The organism is Faecalibacter bovis (genome assembly GCF_017948305.1).
GTDB lineage: Bacteria > Bacteroidota > Bacteroidia > Flavobacteriales > Weeksellaceae > Empedobacter > Empedobacter bovis.
On sequence record NZ_CP072842.1, the window covers coordinates 184,287 to 204,323 of the forward strand.

Below are 20,037 nucleotides of genomic sequence, written 5' to 3' on the forward strand. Positions count from 1 at the left end.
AAAAAAAATCAATTTTTGATAAAAAACAGAGTTATTTTTTAACTGATTTAAATCAGTTAAGGTGCTGATATGTTGTATTTTATAATGAGTAAAAATTTGATTTATTAAGTAATTTTTATTCATTAAAAAATAGGTTTAAAATGTTTTTTTATTGATAATTAAATTGGAATTGTCAAAAAAAGATATAAAAACAATAATAGTTATTGTGTAAACAATAGGATTTATATTTACATAATATGCTATTATATTTTAAAAGTTAGCTGTCAATCAACTTTCTAAGATAAGTATTTAAAGATATTTAATCTTTGACTTAAGAATCAAACAAATATTCATACACCCTCCACTTAATGATAATATCTCGAAATGTAGACTTTAACATTTTTATATTTTAAAGAATGATATACAAATAGAGTGATCAGTTCTAATATTACTTTCATTAAAATTTCACACCTCAATCATTTATTGATAAAGTTTGTTATCGTGAATTATCCAAAATAGACATGCTTAATTAATTTAATAGTAGTTAATTAACAACCTGTTGATAACCTTTTTAAAAATCATATAATAATAGTATAGTAGAAATAAGGGAAAACATAGATTTGTAAAATATGGAGAATACGATAGTTGTTAAAATTGGAGGTGATCTAACTACAAATTTTGTAGGAATCAATGAATTATTTAAATTTTATAATGAAGCGAAAGATTATTTCGACTGTATAATATCTATCGATTTCTATCATCTAAGATGGTTTGATGCGAATTTAAGCGCCATATTTGGAGCGATGATTCAATTATTAATAGATAATAATAATCTAAAGTTTACTACAGATTTAGCATTTCTAGAAAATAGATTTGATGTACTCTTTCGTAATGGATTTTTAAATTCAGAGAATTATAAATCGGACGAAAGAAATTCAACAATCGCTTTCCAAAATTTTGATCAGAAAGATAAAGAGGGTTTCAATCATTATATAGAAAATAATTTGATGCAACATAGAGGTATGCCAAATTTATCTGATGAACAGAGTGATTGTATACTAGATGCATTAAATGAAATTTTTTGTAATATTCAACTTCATGCTCAAACCGAAAACGATTTCTTTGTGTGTGGTCAATACTACCCTAGACAATCTAAACTTATTTTTACGATGGTAGATTTAGGGATAGGTTTTCTTCCCGCAATCGCTGAAAAAACAAAGAATGAAGTACAGTCAAACTATCAAGCAATCAAATGGGCATTAGAAAAAAGAAATACAACTAAAAAAAATACACCAGGAGGGCTTGGTTTATATGATTTAAATAATTATTTTAGTTCAAGTAATGGAGATTTTCAAATTATAACAGGTGATACATTTTGGAGTAAAAATCTTGAAAATTCTCCTTTGAAAAAACAGATTTTTAATAAACCATTCATAGGTACAATAGTAAATTTGGTATTTGAAATTTAGTATTGTACCTTTGCAAACACAAACCGTTTAAAAGCAAAATTATGAAAATCAATATTTTAGATATTATAAATTCTAATTTAGCTACAAATATTGAAGATGGTGTTAATGTTTTTAATGCAATTAAAGAGATTAAGCCAGATTCTTTAATTCTTTCATTTGAAGGAATTAAGCGTATTTCTACAGCTTTTTTAAATGAATCAATAGGGCAATATGCTTTAATTTATAACAATTTGAATATTAATAACTTTGTATTTCCAGAAGATAAACCAATGTTTAAATTCAAAGTTGAAGATATCATTGAAAACGCTCTTTTAGGAGACCAATACGATGAATTAGTAGATAATATGATTGTTTCTTTATAAAAAAAGAAAAGGTTAATTATGCCTTATAAATATTCAAAAACACAAAATGCACGTCCAAAAGATGGTGCATTTTATTTTTTAGATGCTAACATTTGGATTAAAATTCTAACTCCTAAATCTAAACCTTCTTTCAAGGACAAAAATTACATCACATTTGTAGAGAAAATTCAAGATAATAGTAAGTGTAAAATTGTTGTTACCGCATTAGTATTATCAGAAGTAATTAATCGTATTCTCAGAGATGTACATATGGAAAAGTTTTTATTAAAAATGAAAAGACAAGATCCAAATTACATTCCTCCTAAAGATTTTTATAAAGCTGTATTTAGAAAATCGTCCGATTTTAAAAGAGCATATGTGATGTTATGTGATGAAATCAGAGATATGCATGATACTTTATATTTAGTGTCAGATGAATTAGGAGAAAAATTCAAATTAAAACATATACTTAAAGATTTACCAACTCATTTAGATTTTAATGATCATTACTATTACCAGATCTGTAAAGCAAATAATTATATATTAATTACAGATGATAAAGATTTTTGGGTAGAGGATGTAGAGGTTATGACAGAAAGCGATACATTATTTAATAGATTCTTACAAGTAAATATTCCTAAATAATGTAGTTTTTTTAAATAGATAAAATAAAAATGTGAGATTTTTCAATAATCTCACATTTTTTACTTTATTATAACCTCATCCGCCAACCCTTTCTAAAAAATCCATCCAGTTCCATTCGAACAGCAATTCAATATCTCTCACTCGTTTCGGAAGTAAAATCCATCCAACAGCGTATATACACCGGAATGTTAGACGCTATTGGATTGAAATCACGGCACTTTCCGATGGTCTGATTCCTTCCATTTTCCGAAAGTCCTTGATGATGGATTTTTGGAGATTGTTGAAGTTTTAAATTATCGCTACAATCATTTTATTGCAACTTTGAGATTAAGAGGAGAAGCTTGAGAAGCTTCGGGTTTAAAAACTCCAATAATGTGCAACTTCAATTTCATTCAGTAACAATCATTCTAACCTATAAAAATGGCTAGGTTTTGAGTAAGAAATATAAAAACCTATTCATTTTAAACTTGATTCGAAAATTACTATTCAAACCAAAAGTTGCACACCATTGGGCAAAAACAGCCCTAGCATTCGTTGCTCTTTACTGTTTTTCACAAAGCAGAAAAACAAAAGCAACCAATGCTGATAAAGGGCTTTCGTTAGGTGCAAAAAATGTTTGATTAGCGATAAGAATCCACCATGAAAACATAATCTTTCATAAGAAGAAAAACTCTTAAATAAAGATAAAAATGGCCTCTAAATCGTCATCGTTAAGAAAATCATTTTTTATGAAGGACAAGTATGAATTACCGACCATCGGGAGCGATTTAATTCATTCCCGAAATGAAAAGGATTTTTAGCCAAGACGATTTAAAGCCTTGACTTTTTTGGTTCGTTTTTGTGTCAAGACAAATCCGAAGGATTCATGAATACATTATTCATAAAATAATAAATCCATGAATAAAAATGAACATATACAAACTATACCTAAGCTACACTGAAGCTTCTCCTTTTAATTTCAAATGTTCTACACAAAAATGCTTGATTCGGGATAAAAATCCACCATGAAAACTTAATCTTTCATAACAAAAAAAACTTTTATATAAAGAAAAACCGGCCTCCAAATCGTCAGCGTTAAGAAAAACATTTCAGAAACAAAAACGGCATAACAATTCGCAGACGAGCGTCAATCCATTGAGAGTAACGTAAAAATGTTTACCGACTGAAAGGAGTGATTTAAACATTTTAGTGTAACGAAATGATGATTGACCGTCGAGAATTGAAGCCTTGATTTTTTTTTGGTTCGTTTTTTTGATCAAGCAAAAAAATGAACATAGAAATACAATATCTAAGTTTCATTGAAGCTTCTACTCTTAAACCACATTTCCCCACCACCCCATTAATAGCTACAGGTCAAGAAAAGCAAAAGTTTTATAAAAGGTACATTGGTCTATTACGCTAAATCGCTAGTCGCATCACATCGTTCGGTACTCCATTGCAAGCCTGTGCTGAGCCCAGTCGAAGTGCAATTCGTAACCCCTCACTTTTGTGCTGCTTGGTAGCTTATTAGCCCACACCAATTGGCTCGGTGTAGCAAAACACCCTAAAGGGATGTTCAGCTACAATCCCTCGCCACCTATTTAAATAGTAGATAACTTTTCTTTCCCTGCGCGTATTTCCCCGATTTTAAAAACCTGAATCTTAACACAGCCCACTTTTGAATTGAAACATTTAATTTCAAACAAAAATCCTGATTGAAGAAAATTTTGAAAAAAAAATTCCAACAAAAAGAAACGCAAAGGTCTATCCGATTCATTTTTAGTCAAGGTCAAGCCTTGCAGGTTTACATCAAAATCTCCACCTATACAGGTTGTATTTGGATGTAAAACCTTGCCTTTAAAATGCCTCTGATAAGGAGAAATGGCTTTCTTTTTTTTTGTTTTTTCTTTGGAAGAATATTCTGCGAAGCGTAGCGAGCATAAATTTTTAAATGCCTAGCTATGAATTTACCAGAAATTAAACACTTTTCAGCCAAAGCGAAAATTCAACCAAATGATCTATTTGCATTGTCCAAAGGTTTAAATGTGGGGAAACCACTTGAAAAACCTTGTCCGAATTGTTTTGTGATCCATTGTAAAAGCTGGAGACAATACGAAATGTATAAAGCGATTTTATATACTGCATGGAAAGCAAATGCTTTTGATGCTTATCTATTTGGATCCGTTATTCCATATATCCGAATCAGCGATTTTAAAAAAGTAGTATATGAAAAAGCACATAAAGTATATTGTAGTTACCGCCAATTTGAGAATGATTTTCAACGCTATCTCGAATTGGAGAAATATGAAGAATCAATCGCTAAACAACTTCAACTCATCCGAGAACTGAAACAGGTGTACATCATGCGACACATTAAGTAAAAACTAAAGGCCCTTCAAACGAAGAGCCTTTTTCTATTTCTCCAAAATCAAAAATAGCCTCTAATTCGTCTGCGTTAAGAAAATCATTTTCATAAAAAAACGGCATAACAATTCGCAGACGAGTGTCAATCCATTGAGAGTAACGTAAATATGTTTACTGACCGAAGATTTGAGATTAAGAGGAGAAATCATGAGATGATTTCGGTTTAAAATTTAAACATTTTAGTGAAACGAAATGATGATTGACCGTCGAGAATTGAAGCCTTGACTTTTTTGGTTCGTTTTTGTGTCAAGACAAATCCGAAGGATTCATGAATACATTATTCATAAAATAATAAATCCATGAATAAAAATGAACATATAGAAATGAATAAAGGTTCCTCCATTGAAGAACCTTTACTTTTATTTATCTAATTTCTTTAAAATGTAAGAAACCACGAAACTCACAAAAGCACCAACTCCAGCAAGAATAGCAGTTTGTAACAAATCACTTAAACCTAAATTCCCAATGATACTAAATATTGTACCACAGAGAACCCCCATTTTCATTTGACTATCCTGTATCATCTTTATTCACGCCATCTACAACCGTCAATTGGCTAACTGCACCCAAAACACCACCTGCAACCGTTAAATATCCACCGAGATCATTTAACCATTCCGGCAATGCTACTGGAGAAGCTAAAAGCACTCCACCAACAGCAGCTAAAACCAAACCGATATTTCGGAGCCATTGAAACAACTTAGGCGTTGGGGATTGTAATCGATCAATTATTTTCATCCGTTAAATCATCCGTTTTTAATTACACAATTTTTTAAAAATGGCATTAAAAGCCTTACATAAATCAACCCGACATAGCGATTAGCAGACGAGTGTCAATCCATTGAGTGAATCGCAAAAATGTTTACCGACTGAAAGGAGTGATTTAAACATTTTAGAGAAACGAAATGATGATTGACCGTCGAAAATCGTAGTCTTGATTTTTTGATTACTTTTTTCATCAAATTTGAGATTAAGAGGAGAAGCTTGAGAAGCTTCGGTAAGTGTCATTCTGAATTCATTTCAGAATCACATCAAGTGAAATATCATTATGTCTTAAGTCTTACATCTCACTCCTAATCACCAATTCAACCTTTTGCCCTTTATCAATCGCTTGATAAACCAAATCCTTTACTTTATTAAAAGCTTTTTTGCTTTCCCATCCAATTCCAGCTCCTCCAATAGAAGTCACCGGAGCAATACAACCCAACAATTCTTTTTTGGCATTATTCGCAGGATGCATCAAAATATAAGTCCTGTTCGGTACATCCTTCAGTAAAATATGCCATCCGTATTTTTGGCTGTATCGTTTCACTAAAACATATTTCCCTTCCGGAATACACGATTTTCTCAATTCATTATTCAACCATGGCAACTCAATCGTATAACAAATGATACCCTTCGAATTTTGAAGAATACCATTTGTTCCATTAGGGAAATATGAACGTATCAGTTCTAATTTCATTACGGTTGATTCACATCAATTAATTGTAGCGCATTGTATGCACCATTTTTCAGTACATACTTTTCACCATTAATTTCTTGATAGAATTCCACTCCCAGAACCAAGAAGATTGGTTCTGTACTGTTCGCAGGTAGTTCAGTTTCTAAACTGATGGCAGAAGTTTCAACCGAATCATACGGTAAAATTCCCGTATCGGCATTTGATACATTAAATGTCCCATCCGTAAAATTCACATCTGCAGCAGCAGCTTCAATTTTAAAATGCGTCGTTCCCGATGGTGCATTAATCATATTAATCGGAATAAATGCTGGTATATCAACTTTAACCTCACCTTGTGCACGATCTAACGTAGTCGTGTAAGGCGCATAAATTGTTGTAGATAACTTACCATTGATATTGAAATCAAATCCCTTTAATAGTGATAAATCACCGTTAATTACATTTCTATCCCCACGTTCACTAATCATATCAGTCTGAATCACCTTCACCATTTCACGTGTCAAACGTCCAACCATTCTCGAATCAGCAGAGTTTAATAACACTCCTCGAATCGAAGTTCTCAACATCTTTCCAGAAGCCCCTGCTCTACCAAACTCAGCTCCATTTTCACGCGTACGCTGAAAGTTAGGATCATTCATAATTCGGCTTTTATCCACGCCACCTTTCTCGCGTGCTAAAAACCCTTCTTTTGCTTTGTAAAAGGTAATGTCACCAACAGTACCTAATAGCTTAATAATGCCCTTTTGCCTTGCCATTTCTTCAACATTTTAATCATTCAACATTCTATATTCTACCGGTATATAATACAAGTATAGAAAAAACCGTAACTTTATTAAAACCAGCAAATCCCAAATGACTTTTTATTCATCTTTTGTCACCATTTGACATATAGATGAGGTATATATACAGTATAGATAAAGTATAGATAGTGTATGAAAATGTATAATTATGCAAAACAAGAAGTTACAACGAATTTGCGTGTACCCGAAAGACATCCAAATCATCACCGGCAAAAGTTATAGACAATCACTTCGCATTTATCACCAAATCAAAAAGCATTACAACAAGCAACCTCATCAGGTCATTACTTGGAAGGAATTAGAGGAGTATTTGGGGGTTAATGAGATATAAATTTAATATCTTTGTAATTCAATCAAGAAGTTCATTCTAAACCAATTATTGAAATAAGCGACCCTATAGCGACCTTTTGAATTGCATATTTCTAAAGTAGCTAAAAATGGGAGATACAAAATATAGTTCCGGAGCCTCACTCTCCGCTAAAAGCCTTGAAGTTTTACTTCGAGGCTTTTTTTATACAAATAATTTCTCTAAAATTAAATTTTAAAATAAACTATTATTGAAATTAATATCTATATTTATCTCATCATAAAACGTAATGATTGAGAATTTTAAGTTTAAATAATATACTTCCATTCGGTTTAAAACACACAGGATATCAACCTTTACAACAAGTAATTATTACACCAACAGATCCAACAGATGGTGCCCGTATATCAATTGTAGCCAAAGCTGCTATTGGTGGTGATTTTGGTTTAATTGAAAATACTCCTATTACAGGTTCTGCGACGTATAATTACAAATACAATGGTAAAGAACTACAAGAGGAATTAAACCTAAACTTGTACGACTACGGTGCAAGAAACTACGACCCTGCTATTGGACGTTGGTTTAACATAGACCCGTTGGCTGAGAAATTTACTGATAATTCTACTTACAACTATACATTAAATAATCCTATTTATTTTATAGATCCTACAGGAATGTCTTCTGAATCAAATAATGGAGATGAAACTGATTGTAGTAAAAAAGGTTCTTGTGTTCAACTTGCTGAAGCTGTTATTACCGCAAAATCAACCGCAACTAAAGTTAAAGAAGAAGTAAGTATTTTTTTTAATATTGCTTTCAATGATATAAAATCAATAGAAAAATCAGCTTTTAAAAGTTATGATAATTTATTTAATGATCCGAATGCTACTAAGTGGTATTTAGAAATGCATAATGGAAAGTTATCTAAAAGTATTGACAATACTATTAATGGTACAGCTATTAGTATTGTTATGCTACCTATTGCAGTAGAGTATGGTACAATAATATTAGTTAAATATGGAGCAGATGTTTTTATGCAGGCTGCTATTTCTAAAACTTTTACAGGTGAATACAAAGTTAATTTTATAAATGCAGCCATAGGAAGCGTTAGTCCAGGATTTATTTCACCAATAACGACCGAAATGTCAGATGTTTCTCAAAATTTAATAAACAGTGAACTTAAATTTAGTGACTTAAAATCAACAGAATTCCTTATGTCAGAGACATTAAAAATAGGTACTGGATATATTGGGAATGGTTTAGGGAAATTAGGTGAAGGAACGAGTGTTTTAGGAGATAAAGCATCTCCACTTATTAATGAAGGTTTACAATCTTTTCATAATAATTTACAATCTCAAATGATAACTGAAAATTCTAAAAAATAAAATGAATAAGAAAAAAGTATTAACAGTAATTTCTTTATTATTAATTTTCATATTAATAATAATCTCAATAGGTAAATACAATTCTTTAAAAGCTTCAAAGGTGTACAGGAATTCATCTTTTACAATTGGAATTATAAAAGATATAGATGGTTCAACAAGAAGTAATGTCTATTATTATGAGTATATAATTAACAACATTAAATATAATGGTAGTTCAGCAACTTATAAACAAAAGAAAGAAAAAAACAATAAAGTTTTAATAATGTTTAATAAGAATAGAATATCAGAATCTTTTCTTTTTGAAAACACAATTATTCCTGATGAATATTTAAATAAAGATACTATTTGGACAACTCCTCCTAATTTTATAGATCCAGAAGATTTAAATTTTTAGATGATTAGAAATAGATTCCCGCTACCGCACGATTATATCGTGTAGCAAGTAACAATAAAACAACCTACAAGGTAATATTTGTGGGATTTGTAATTTTATAAAATTATTATTTTTTAATAGCTTAAACTAAAACCTAAGCTAATGAGCAGAAATTATAAATTTCATAATCCCAACGGATTATATTTTGTCAGTTTTGCTGTGGTAGAATGGTTAGATGTCTTTACCTGTAAAGAATATTCTACATCATAATTTTTAACGATTGCCTTACCAAATTTTGGCTAAGTAAATCACAATAAAAACATTAGATTTCGTACATTTGTATTAATCAATTTTTTCATTCAAACATATGGTGTCCAAACTGATACCATCGTAAAATAAGATTCATCAATCAAACTGATATAAAGGAACACGAGTTGAGGTTCGAATCCCTCACTCTCCGCAAAAGCCTTGAAGTTTTACTTCGAGGTTTTTTTTTATACAAATAATTTCTCTAAAATTATATTTTAAAATAAACCATTACTGAAATTAATTTGTAGGATTGGTTGCTTGTTAAATTATTATTTTTTAGAATACATAAAAAAGATAAGATTCAAGTTAATAAATCTTATCTTCTTTTATTAGTATTCTTTAGCTAATTGAATTTTATTTATCAGCTTTGATATTAATTTCTTTTTTTGCCAAATTACTTAATAATTTATCAGCATTTTTTTCTTGCTTGAGAATATCATCAATTAATTTCTTTGCTTCTTTGTGTCCTAATAATTTAGCATAAGAACTCATCGTTCCATAAGATGCAATTTCATAATGTTCTACTTTTTGACATGCAGCAATAATTCCTGCATCTCTAACCGAACCTGGCTCTGTTTCTTCTAAAATACCTTCACCTTCTTCCAGTATTCCTTGCATGGCATCGCATTTTTCCTCTTCGGGTTTTACTCCAATTGACTTAAAAACTTCTTTTAAATGCTTTATTTGCTCTTTAGTCTCTTTTAAATGATCTTCTAATGCTGTTTTTAAAGCTTTCGAGGTTGAATTTTTAATCATAATTGGCAGTGCATCTTTAACTGCATTTTCTGCCCACAATGCGTCTTTTAAACAATCTTCAAAAAGATCTTGCAAATTTTTAGCAGCATCCTTTTTAGCTTCAACTTTTTTAGTAGTCATAATGTTTATTTTTAAAGGTTGTAAATAATCATATCAAAAAATAAACCATTGTTTTAAAACTACTTATAATGAAGTCGTGTTAATAATTAATAAATGTTTAAAATGATAAAGTAATAGTCAATTTCAAAATCCTATTTTGAATAGAATTTATAACTATAATTATTATGGATAAAAAATTAAAAATCCTTAGTAAAACTATACACTAAAATAAATAAATATTCAATAGTACTTTTTCGTTATATTTATATGTAAATAATTGATTATTTTTGTTTTATAACCAACTTACGTGCAAACAAAGTATATTCTTTATCTAATTTTTTTATGTCTAATTTTTAGTTGTAAAAAAAGTATAAATTTTGAGAATAATAGAGTCAATGATTCTATCAATACAATGCACAAAATAATTGAAATTCATACCTCATCATTAAAAGATTCAAACAAAACTAAATCGGTAGAAAGACTCGATTCATTAATTAATGATTTAGAAAAAAAGACATCCATTATCCTTTAATGATTGCCTATGTTTCTTACAGTTCGCAAGGTAAAAACGAAGAAATAATTTCTAATCTTAAGAAAGCACAATCAATTGCCGATCGTTCAAACGACACGGTTATACATGCGATCAATTATCAATTAAAAGCAAAATATTATCATTTAAACAATGACAGATCCAAGGCGTTTAAATATGCACTTCTAGCCAATGAATATAGTAGAAATAAAAATCCAGCTACTTACGATAATAGTTTAACGATTTTGGGAGATATTGCATTTCAGAACGGAAATTATAATAGTGCTATCTCCTACTACAATGAAATTTTACAGAGAGGAAAAGAAAGAAAAATTGAACCAATATATATCACAGAAGATTATTTATCTATTGCATTAGCAAATGCGAGAATTAATGAATATGAAATTGCTAAACAATATTACGATTCAGCAAATTTAATTCTGAAAGAAAATCATTACTCAGAAGTTTACTTCCACAACATGGTGAATGGTTTTTTTAAAATGAAAAATAAACAGTTCAAAGAAGCGATTGAATTATTTGACAAAGAAATTAAATTATTAGGGTATTATAATTTATTGTACATAAAAAAAGCTGAAGCTTTCCATCATTTAGGTATGAAAGATTCTGTAATTGCTAACCTAAAAATTGTTGAAAAAAACATTGATAAACAAAGTATATTTTATGATTATGATAGTCTAAAAGAATATTTCCCTTTGAAGATTAAATATTCTGAAGGCGAAGTACAAGATTCTATCATCAATGAGTACGCAAAATTTACTGAAAACTCTTTGAAAGGAAATAAAACATTAGTTATACAAGAAAGCAGACACTATTCTAATATTTCTAAATTAAAAAATGAAAAGAATAAAATCTTAGAAAAAGAAAGGAACATTAAAATAGCCTTCATATCTTTAAGTATAATATTTATATTACTTATAATAATTATTGCATTCTATTATGTTAACAGAAAAAAACGATTGGAATTAATTTTTATTAAAAAGGAATTCGAGACATCAAAACAAGAAAGAAATAGAATTTCGCAAGAATTACATGACGATTTAGGCGCTAATTTTACTAGTATTTCTTTGGCTAGAAAAATATTAGAATCAAAATTAAATTTAAAAGACTTTAAAGAATTAGAAATAATTTTTAGGAATACAAAAGATATTTATTTAAAACTAACTGAGATTGTATGGAGTATGGATAACAATAACGACAAATTATTGGATCTTGTTTTATACACCAAAAAATTTTTAAAGGAATTTCTAAGTGATCAAAATATTGGTTGGAATGTTATTCATTCAGATCAAATAAATAAATGTGATATAACTTTAACAACAAACGAAAGAAAACAATTATTCTTAAGTATTAAAGAAATCGTCAATAACAGTATAAAACATTCTGAAGCCACAGAATTGACAGTAGACTTTCAGTTAACCGATACAATTTTAACCATTACTATAACTGATAATGGCAAAGGATTTAATACAGCTATTGAAAGTGTTGGCAATAAATAGCAATAAATATATTGATTTTCTCATTGTGATATCTATTTTTTTACTAAAGCTCTACTACAGAAAAGTTATTATAACCGGCTGCAGTTGTTATAGTTTTAGTTGATGAGTTATGATAAACTGCTGGATTAATGGTTTCACCTGCATTTAATCGCATAACAAATGTGATATTAGCTGTTCCTATGACATCATTTGTAACACCTGGAAATCCAATCACACTTTTTTTATAATTAATATTTCCTCTACTACTTTGCAATTGTGCTTCAATACGGTCATCATTATAATTTCCTGAATCAAAACCATAACTGAAAGATATAAGATAATTTCCTGTTCTAGGTGCAGTAAAAGTTCCTTTTGCAGGGTTAAACAAATTTTGATTATCAACAGTTTCCGACCAATCAAGGATCTTTAAGTCTATTGCTTCAGGAATAGACATAGAAGTAGTTTTTGTAGCCACAACTGTTGCCTTAGAAATATCACCTTTTAAAGTATACCAATCTATACCATTACTGTACTGTAATATTCCTCCTGCAATCGTATTGTATCTAATTGCTCCAGCACCAGCAGCACTTGCAGAAGTATCGTAAGCTGTCCCGATACCAATTTCACCTTCACCAGGATCGGTTGTTGATGTAGGTAGCGTACGTATATCCAATCTTGCATTAGGTGTTAGCGTACCTATACCCACTTTATTGGCATTCGTATCAACAGAAAATAAATTACCTCCGATGGAAAATTGATTTGCAATTGGATTACCTGTCACATTTTCAAAAGCCAATTTTTTTCCATCTAAATTTAGAGTTCTATTGCTAGTCAAATGATAATCATCTTCGTAAAGATTTTTATCCTCTATATTAATTTTTTGCCAAAGCGTACCATCAAAAAAATAATAGCCTATTGAAGCAATATTTTCTCTTTGTGATAATCGATTTCCTCCTGAAATATCATGGATATAAATGATTGCACCTGTATGATTAGTATTGTATAAATTATTTCCTTTTGATGTTAGCTCTGCTAATGATAATTGAGGGAAAATTACACCATCTGCATAATTTATATTCTTAGAGGCATTGATATGTAGCGTTGCTTTTGGATTAAGTTCCATAATTCCAACTTGAGAATAACCTAGAAAGGGCATTATTACAAGTATAGCATATATATATTTTGTCATAATATTTTATTTTAAATAGTATTAATATTTTTCACTCTACTTTAACTACATTTCTACGACAGAAAAATTAACAAATCCAGTTCCATTACCTACTCACTAGGTTCTACCCTTAAAGGTATGCCACTATTTTGATATGCTACAAAAGAAATTTGTTCACCTGCTGTTAATTTTAAAGTTTTGGTCATATATGAACTCATCTGAGTACCTCCAGCACGAGTATAAACAACTCTACTCTTTTGTGTATTTGTGCTTATACTTGATTTTATTGATATCTCTACATAGCTATTTGCTGGGATTTGTGCATGCCCAAAACTAAGACTATATGATACGATGTAGTTACCCGTTCTTGGCACCGTAAAAACTCCTGTATTTGGGTTAAAAGCGTTTACATTATCTGTAATTTTCTCCCAAGTTGAATAACAGTCTCACTATTACTAGGAATAGTTTGATGCTGATTTTTACGAGCATTTAAAACAACTTTTTCAACTTCACTTTCCATGTTATTCCAAACTATACCATTACTGAATTGTAAACCTCCGTTATTGAAATTATCAACATGGTAACGTATAGCACCTGCTCCTGCTACATTTGCAGCTGTAGTTGTTGTACCAATCCCTATGTATCCATGTCCAGGATCAGTATTACTATTTGTATTCGTACGAACATCTAACTTAGTGGTAGGAAAAATATTCCCCACTCCTATTCTTTTATTAATCGTATTGATTGAAAATGTTGAATTATCAATTGAAAATTGATTGAGATTTCCGAAGCCTGAAACATTATTAAAAGAAAGTGTTTTTCCATCTAAATTTACTTTACGACCGCCCGATAATTTGCTATTGGTCGTGTAAAGGCTAATATCTTTCTGGATTTTATTCCAAAAAGAGCCATCGAAATAATAGTGTCCTACCCCATTAATATTGGCTCTTTGCCCCAAAGTGTTACCAGATGAAGTATTTGAAATATAAATCATGGTACCACGATGTTCGGTAGTATAGACGTTTTCTCCTTTCGCTGTTAGTTGTTCTAATGTTAAACTTGGCAATTTAAATCCATCAGCTTTTGTAGTAGAGGCTGAAGATTTCACATGTAATAAAGCATTTGGTTGATCAATTCCAATACCTACATATTGTGCAAATAAACAATTAGATAATAGAATTAATAAAAAGTATCTTTTTTTCATAGATTTAGATTTAGGTTGGTTATTCAAAATTATAAATAGTTAAGTGTATGAAAAATAGTACTTTATCATTACAAACATTCTGAAAGACTCTTATCATTACATATATATTTTGAGTTTATATTACTTAATAATTTATACTTAATTTATACGCAAAACAAAGGCTTAGAATAAATTCTAAGCCTTTGTTATTATTAATTACCACTCTTGGGGTTTCCAAAAAGCCCAATCTTTACCGTTAAATACACATAGTAAATTGTCTTTTGTATCAAATACTATCATTCCAGGTGAAGGATTAATGATATTCAAATGAGGTTGATAAACTTTAGGTAAAACCATTGCTTTATTTTTATCCTCAAGAACTAAAATACCTTTAGTTGCAGTTAATTCTCCGATATATACTTTTGCATCTACTTGCTCGTTAACCGAACTTGATTGTATAGTTAACCCATCAACTTGTGTAATTGGATCTATAGTAGTACCCGTTGTGTTTACTGTTAAATCTTTCCATCCATTGGCTAATTTAACTTTCACTTTTTTATCTTGGCTATCGTAACTCATTGTTCCATTTTCAGGAGATTCTACGACTGATACATTTGTAACCCAAGGTAAAAGTAAACCTCTGTTTTCATCTCCAAATTCCAACGATACAGCAGTTGAAGTAGGAGTTGATTTTCCAATAGTAATTTGAGAAAATACTACATTAGAAAATAAGATTAATATGGCTATGAATATATTTTTCATAATAATTTAATTTTAGGTTGGTGTATTATATTATTGAGGACATGCTTGTTGATCTAAACAATTCCATCCGGTAGCCGAACCTTCAATATAGATTTGTAAACAATTAAGTGTATTATTGTAAATCATCATTCCTGAAACTAGTTCTGATGGTGGAATTAAAGCGATTTCTGCTGCTGTTAATCGATTCGGAACAAAACCTTTTGTATTAGATTCTAATGCAACCCAAGCTCCATTTCTTACCATTGGCCAATTATCTGGGTTTTCTACTCCTCTACCTAATGCAGAAATACCAGTGTTAGTATTTAATATCGTACCGTCAGTTTTAGATGGAATATAACAGAAACATCCATTAACCATAGCGTCGATAGTACTTCCTAGACTTTGCCCAATTGCATTATCTGTATTAACTAAAGGATTTTCATTTACGATAATTGGAATACCATCAGCATTAACTCCCTCTGGTGTATTCGCTAAGTTTTGATTAGCTGCAGAAGAACCTACACCTACAGTTAAATTGCTATCAGCTGTTACTAAATCAGCATAAGTTACATTGTCACCACCTTCCATAGCATCAGGACATCCATCGTTGTCAGAGTCTAAATCTAGATCATTTGGAATACCATCTCCATCTGCATCACATGATACACTTTCATAATAAGCAAACGTGAATCTTGTATTATCTCGTTGCATAATATTTAAAACTTTTTTATAAGTAAAAGTTGTTAAAGGCGATCCATCTACAGAAGAAATCTTAATAACACCATAACCATCTCTAGTTGGGTTACTTCCAGTTCCAGGTCTTATATCTCTAAACATTCTTGTTTTTTCGTCAAAACGTATCTCAGTACCAGAAGAAATAATTTCTTCTCTATGATTTTCTCCGATAAATTGCGTATTTGCGTTATCCCAGTTAATTGCATAAAAATAGATTGCATCCACTGGTTTATCTAAAGTCGCAGTATAAGTAACAGAGGTTCCACCTCTTACATCAGCATAATCTTGTATAACGACTCTACTAGCATCTCCTCTCGGTGTAAATGGATCTCTATTAAGATTTTCTCTAGTTCTACTACTACCATTTAAAATACCAGTAGCCGTCTTTCTTAAAGTCATCGTAACATCGCCTAAACGTATTCTAGAAAATGTTCTGGTATTTCCTACATCAGTATATCCCCAATTTGAAATATCAGCAAATTTTAATCTACTACCTGTACATTCGACAGTATCTAAAATTCCATCATTATCATCATCCAAATCAAAAGCATCTGCTATACCATCATTATCACTATCGTAAGAAATAGCAAAATTTACATTTCTAATAGGAGCTTGAGACGCAATAATACTAGGCCCTTGAGTTTCAGCAGTAGAATATGGAGAAACTGCACCTAATTCTACAATTCCATCTACAGTACCTACATTATATCCTCGCTGACCTTCGCCAAGGTAAATGTATCTATCAGGAAGTGTACCTGCACTAATTGGACTACCTATTGTTGATTGAGTAGTAGTAATTTGAACTTTAGCATCTGTTAAGAATACATATGATGAAAATTCAAAACTTCCGTAATTATTAACCGGTAAAGATTCAATAACTACTCCATCATCTATTAAATTAGCATATAAAGTCCCATTTATATTTGTTGGAACACCATCGATAAAATCTCCGTCACGATCAATATAAACTCTTCCTCGGATTGTGAATTTTGGTAAAGAATCACAATCATTTACTTCAGCGTCTTGAGATGAACCTACAGATTGTCCTGTGTTAACGATTGTTGGTATCCCTTCTGCATTTACACCGGCTGCTGAATTAGCTAAATTCTGGTTTTGTGCACTACTTCCAACACCTGTAGTTAAATTTCCTCCTGCAGTAACTAGATTTGTTAAATTAATATCACCACCACCTTCAATCGCATCAACGCAACCATCGTTGTCAGAGTCTAAATCTAAAATATTTGGGACACCATCACCGTCAGCATCACATCTTTCTGTAATAGCTATACTGAAACTATTACCATCTGTATCATTGCCTGAATGAGAAGGATTTCTAAACTTTCTAAAAGTCATCGTAGTAAATGGTGTTCCATCTTTGCTGGTTACTTTAATAACTGCTTGACCATCTCTTCCTGCTTGACCTACTGAAGTTGTCTCAGTATCATACAAACGTCTAAGTTCATAATCAAAAGCCATTTGTGTCGCATTTTTTACCATTTGCTCTTGCAAATTAGGAGAAGTAAATTCTACCAAAGCATAATCTAAACCATGCGTATAGAAATACAAGCTTGTAACGGGCTGATTAAATGTTAATGTATAAGTATTCATCCCAGCCAACCATGTATGATCTACAAATATACCAAGAGATGTTGGAGGCGCTGGATAATGATGTGTTGAATTAAATTCTGTTGAAGTTGATGTATTAATAATATTTGTATCAAAACGGTTATTATCATCAGTAGCCTTTTTATTAATAGTCGCTGTTATATTACCAAATTTAATATTTGAAATGGTATGATTTAGCGTATTTGATCCTTCAACTGATATTGCACAAAAATCAGGGAAAGTTAAATCCGTTCCACACTCATCCGTATCCAAAATACCATCATTATCAGTATCTAAATCCAAATTATCATAAACACCATCGCCATCAGAATCTGTAGAAATAGCGAAGTTACCAAAGTAACTGTTGTTTAAAGTTAAATTTCCTAACTCTACAATACCATCCGCAGTTCCAGCCTCTGGTTGTACCGTTTTACTATCTGCAGTAAAGATATGATTTGTAGGTAAAGTACTTGCTGGCATTGCTGATCCAGTAGTACCTGCAACCGTAGAAATTTGGATTTTAGCATCAGTTATTGGCGATATGCTTGAATAAGTATAAATACCGTTATAATTTACAGGAACAGAAGCTACAACTGTATTTCCAGATATAATATTGGCAAATAATGTATTATTAAGATTCGTTGGAGTTCCATCAATAAAACCTGCGTTATAATCTAAATATACTCTACCCGTAATTTTTACAAAACATTCTGAAACTGAATTGTTAAAAGCTGAATCTACTGTTTGACCTGTACCTACAATAGTTGGAATACCATTAGAATTAACTCCAGAAGCAGAATTTGCTAAATTTTGATTAGCAGCTATACTTCCTGGACCAACAGATACACTTCCTCTAGCTGTTACAAGATTAGATAAAAGAATATTATTTCCTCCCTCTAATGCATCTGTACATCCATCATTGTCAGAATCTAAATCTACAGTATTAGGTACACCGTCACCGTCAAAATCACATGGTTTATCGATTGCGAATGTTAATGAATTTCCATCGTTGTCAGAACTTGTAGTTGATAACATATTAGGGTCCCTTTCCTTATAGTAAGAAATGGTAGTAAATGGCGATCCATCAACCGATGTAATTTTTACAATTCCGTATCCATCACGAGCAACATCACTATGATTGTTAGGATTATTATCATAAAGAGTACGATCTATATTGTTATAATGCAACTCTCTACCTCCGCTCATCAGCTGCTCTTGTAAACCAGCTGTTGTGAAATAAGTTCTTGCAAAATCCCAATTATCAATGTAGATATAAAAATCTTTTACAGGTTTATCAAGTTGTATAGTATAGTTGATACGATTATTAATTCCAGCTGTAGTTCTAATGACACTTTTCAAACCACCCTGAGTTGCTGCTAAAGGTCTTTGGTAAACAGTATTATTAGAAAGATTTAAACTCACGCGAGTCATCCTTTGATCTGGCACTACTCCCACTAGTGCAACTTCAGTTAATGAAGCTGTCACATCTCCTAATTTAATATTTGATGCTACGTTAGTAATTCCTCCATTAGCAGTAGTTGAAGTAATTGATGTAGCTGAAAAGTCTGCTACATGGAAGTTGGTTGGGCATTCTACTGTATCTACAATACCATCGTTATCGTCATCGTGATCAGTAATATCATTAAATCCATCACTATCAGAATCTCCTGAAATTGCGAAGTTAGCATGTGCTACATTATTTACAGTTAAATTACCAAGATCTACGACACCATCAATAGTACCATCTGATGTAATAGTTTTACCTTCTGCCATATAGTAATAGGTTGCTGGTAAAGTACTTGCAGGCATAGGGTCATACATTGATCCTTGCGTTGTAGAAATTTGCACTTGCACACCATCAAGATCTCCTCCATGATTATAACTATATACACCATTCGCATTAACAGGTACAGATTCAATCACCATTCCACTTGAAATGATGTTAGCATATAGTTTATTGTTTAAATTAGTTGGTGTACCATCGATAAAACTACCATTATAATCGTAATATACTTTTCCTGTAATTAATACACCTTCAACAGCTGTAGTATTTGTTTGGGTAATACTACTAGTTTTCTTAAATATTTTTTCGGTGTTTAGCTTTAAACTATTTAAAGTTTCCGAGACTTTGGTTAGTATTAAGGAATCGTAGCGTCCACTTTCAGCATTCAATAAAGCCAATCCTGAAAGTAGTCCCAAAGCAGAATCTACGATTACTTTCTTATATTTCTTAATTATCATTTTAATATTTT

16 protein-coding genes are annotated in these 20,037 nt (G+C 30.9%); 7 read left to right on the top strand and 9 right to left on the bottom strand.

Annotation, left to right across the window (positions count from 1 at the left end; genetic code table 11):
- Positions 1-608 precede the first annotated feature (608 nt).
- From J9309_RS00835 to J9309_RS00850, 4 genes are all read left to right on the top strand, one after another.
- On the top strand, positions 609-1,448 hold the full coding sequence (locus J9309_RS00835) for a hypothetical protein (RefSeq protein WP_225542489.1): 840 nt from the start codon (positions 609-611) through the stop codon (positions 1,446-1,448).
- A 41-nt stretch (positions 1,449-1,489) separates the two neighbouring features.
- On the top strand, positions 1,490-1,810 hold the full coding sequence (locus J9309_RS00840) for an STAS-like domain-containing protein (RefSeq protein WP_230476571.1): 321 nt from the start codon (positions 1,490-1,492) through the stop codon (positions 1,808-1,810).
- An 18-nt stretch (positions 1,811-1,828) separates the two neighbouring features.
- Positions 1,829-2,434 carry a PIN domain-containing protein gene (locus tag J9309_RS00845; RefSeq protein WP_230476572.1) on the top strand — a complete coding sequence of 202 codons (606 nt, stop codon included), beginning with the start codon at positions 1,829-1,831 and terminating at the stop codon, positions 2,432-2,434.
- 1,940 nt (positions 2,435-4,374) lie between these two features.
- Positions 4,375-4,794, top strand: a complete 420-nt coding sequence (locus J9309_RS00850) for a DUF6943 family protein (protein WP_230476573.1) — start codon at positions 4,375-4,377, stop codon at positions 4,792-4,794.
- A 402-nt stretch (positions 4,795-5,196) separates the two neighbouring features.
- On the opposite strand, the gene J9309_RS00855 is transcribed toward J9309_RS00850, so the two are convergent.
- From J9309_RS00855 to J9309_RS00870, 4 genes are all read right to left on the bottom strand, one after another.
- Positions 5,197-5,361 carry a hypothetical protein gene (locus J9309_RS00855; RefSeq protein ID WP_230476574.1) on the bottom strand — a complete coding sequence of 55 codons (165 nt, stop codon included), beginning with the start codon at positions 5,359-5,361 and terminating at the stop codon, positions 5,197-5,199.
- Entirely contained in the window at positions 5,348-5,575 is a 228-nt protein-coding gene (locus J9309_RS00860) for a hypothetical protein (RefSeq protein WP_230475401.1), read from the bottom strand. Before J9309_RS00860 ends, J9309_RS00855 begins: the two co-directional genes overlap by 14 nt.
- 322 nt (positions 5,576-5,897) lie before the next feature.
- Entirely contained in the window at positions 5,898-6,299 is a 402-nt protein-coding gene (locus J9309_RS00865; RefSeq protein ID WP_230476575.1) for a DUF5675 family protein, read from the bottom strand.
- Positions 6,299-7,054, bottom strand: coding sequence for a hypothetical protein (locus tag J9309_RS00870; RefSeq protein WP_230476576.1), 756 nt, complete (start codon positions 7,052-7,054; stop codon positions 6,299-6,301). The genes J9309_RS00865 and J9309_RS00870 overlap by 1 nt, the downstream gene beginning before the upstream one ends.
- Before the next feature lie 645 nt (positions 7,055-7,699).
- Between J9309_RS00870 and J9309_RS00875 the strand changes: the two genes are divergently transcribed.
- Complete coding sequence (locus J9309_RS00875) at positions 7,700-8,791, top strand: RHS repeat domain-containing protein (protein WP_230476577.1); 1,092 nt, start codon at positions 7,700-7,702, stop codon at positions 8,789-8,791.
- Between the two features lies 1 nt (position 8,792).
- On the top strand, positions 8,793-9,185 hold the full coding sequence (locus J9309_RS00880; protein WP_230476578.1) for a hypothetical protein: 393 nt from the start codon (positions 8,793-8,795) through the stop codon (positions 9,183-9,185).
- 642 nt (positions 9,186-9,827) lie between these two features.
- Here J9309_RS00880 and J9309_RS00890 read toward each other — a convergent pair.
- Positions 9,828-10,349, bottom strand: a complete 522-nt coding sequence (locus J9309_RS00890; protein ID WP_230476579.1) for a YciE/YciF ferroxidase family protein — start codon at positions 10,347-10,349, stop codon at positions 9,828-9,830.
- Between the two features lie 510 nt (positions 10,350-10,859).
- Between J9309_RS00890 and J9309_RS00895 the strand changes: the two genes are divergently transcribed.
- Positions 10,860-12,374 (top strand): ATP-binding protein, encoded by a 1,515-nt coding sequence (locus J9309_RS00895; protein WP_230476580.1) that lies wholly within the window; start codon positions 10,860-10,862, stop codon positions 12,372-12,374.
- 43 nt (positions 12,375-12,417) lie between these two features.
- Here J9309_RS00895 and J9309_RS00900 read toward each other — a convergent pair whose 3' ends face one another.
- From J9309_RS00900 to J9309_RS00915, 4 genes are all read right to left on the bottom strand, one after another.
- On the bottom strand, positions 12,418-13,542 hold the full coding sequence (locus tag J9309_RS00900; RefSeq protein ID WP_230476581.1) for a hypothetical protein: 1,125 nt from the start codon (positions 13,540-13,542) through the stop codon (positions 12,418-12,420).
- Between the two features lie 385 nt (positions 13,543-13,927).
- Positions 13,928-14,725: a hypothetical protein gene (locus J9309_RS00905; RefSeq protein ID WP_230476582.1), complete on the bottom strand. Its 798-nt coding sequence runs from the start codon at positions 14,723-14,725 to the stop codon at positions 13,928-13,930.
- A 195-nt stretch (positions 14,726-14,920) separates the two neighbouring features.
- Positions 14,921-15,466, bottom strand: a complete 546-nt coding sequence (locus J9309_RS00910) for a hypothetical protein (RefSeq protein ID WP_230476583.1) — start codon at positions 15,464-15,466, stop codon at positions 14,921-14,923.
- Positions 15,467-15,496: 30 nt separating this feature from the next.
- Positions 15,497-20,026, bottom strand: coding sequence for a hypothetical protein (locus J9309_RS00915; protein ID WP_230476584.1), 4,530 nt, complete (start codon positions 20,024-20,026; stop codon positions 15,497-15,499).
- Positions 20,027-20,037 lie beyond the last annotated feature (11 nt).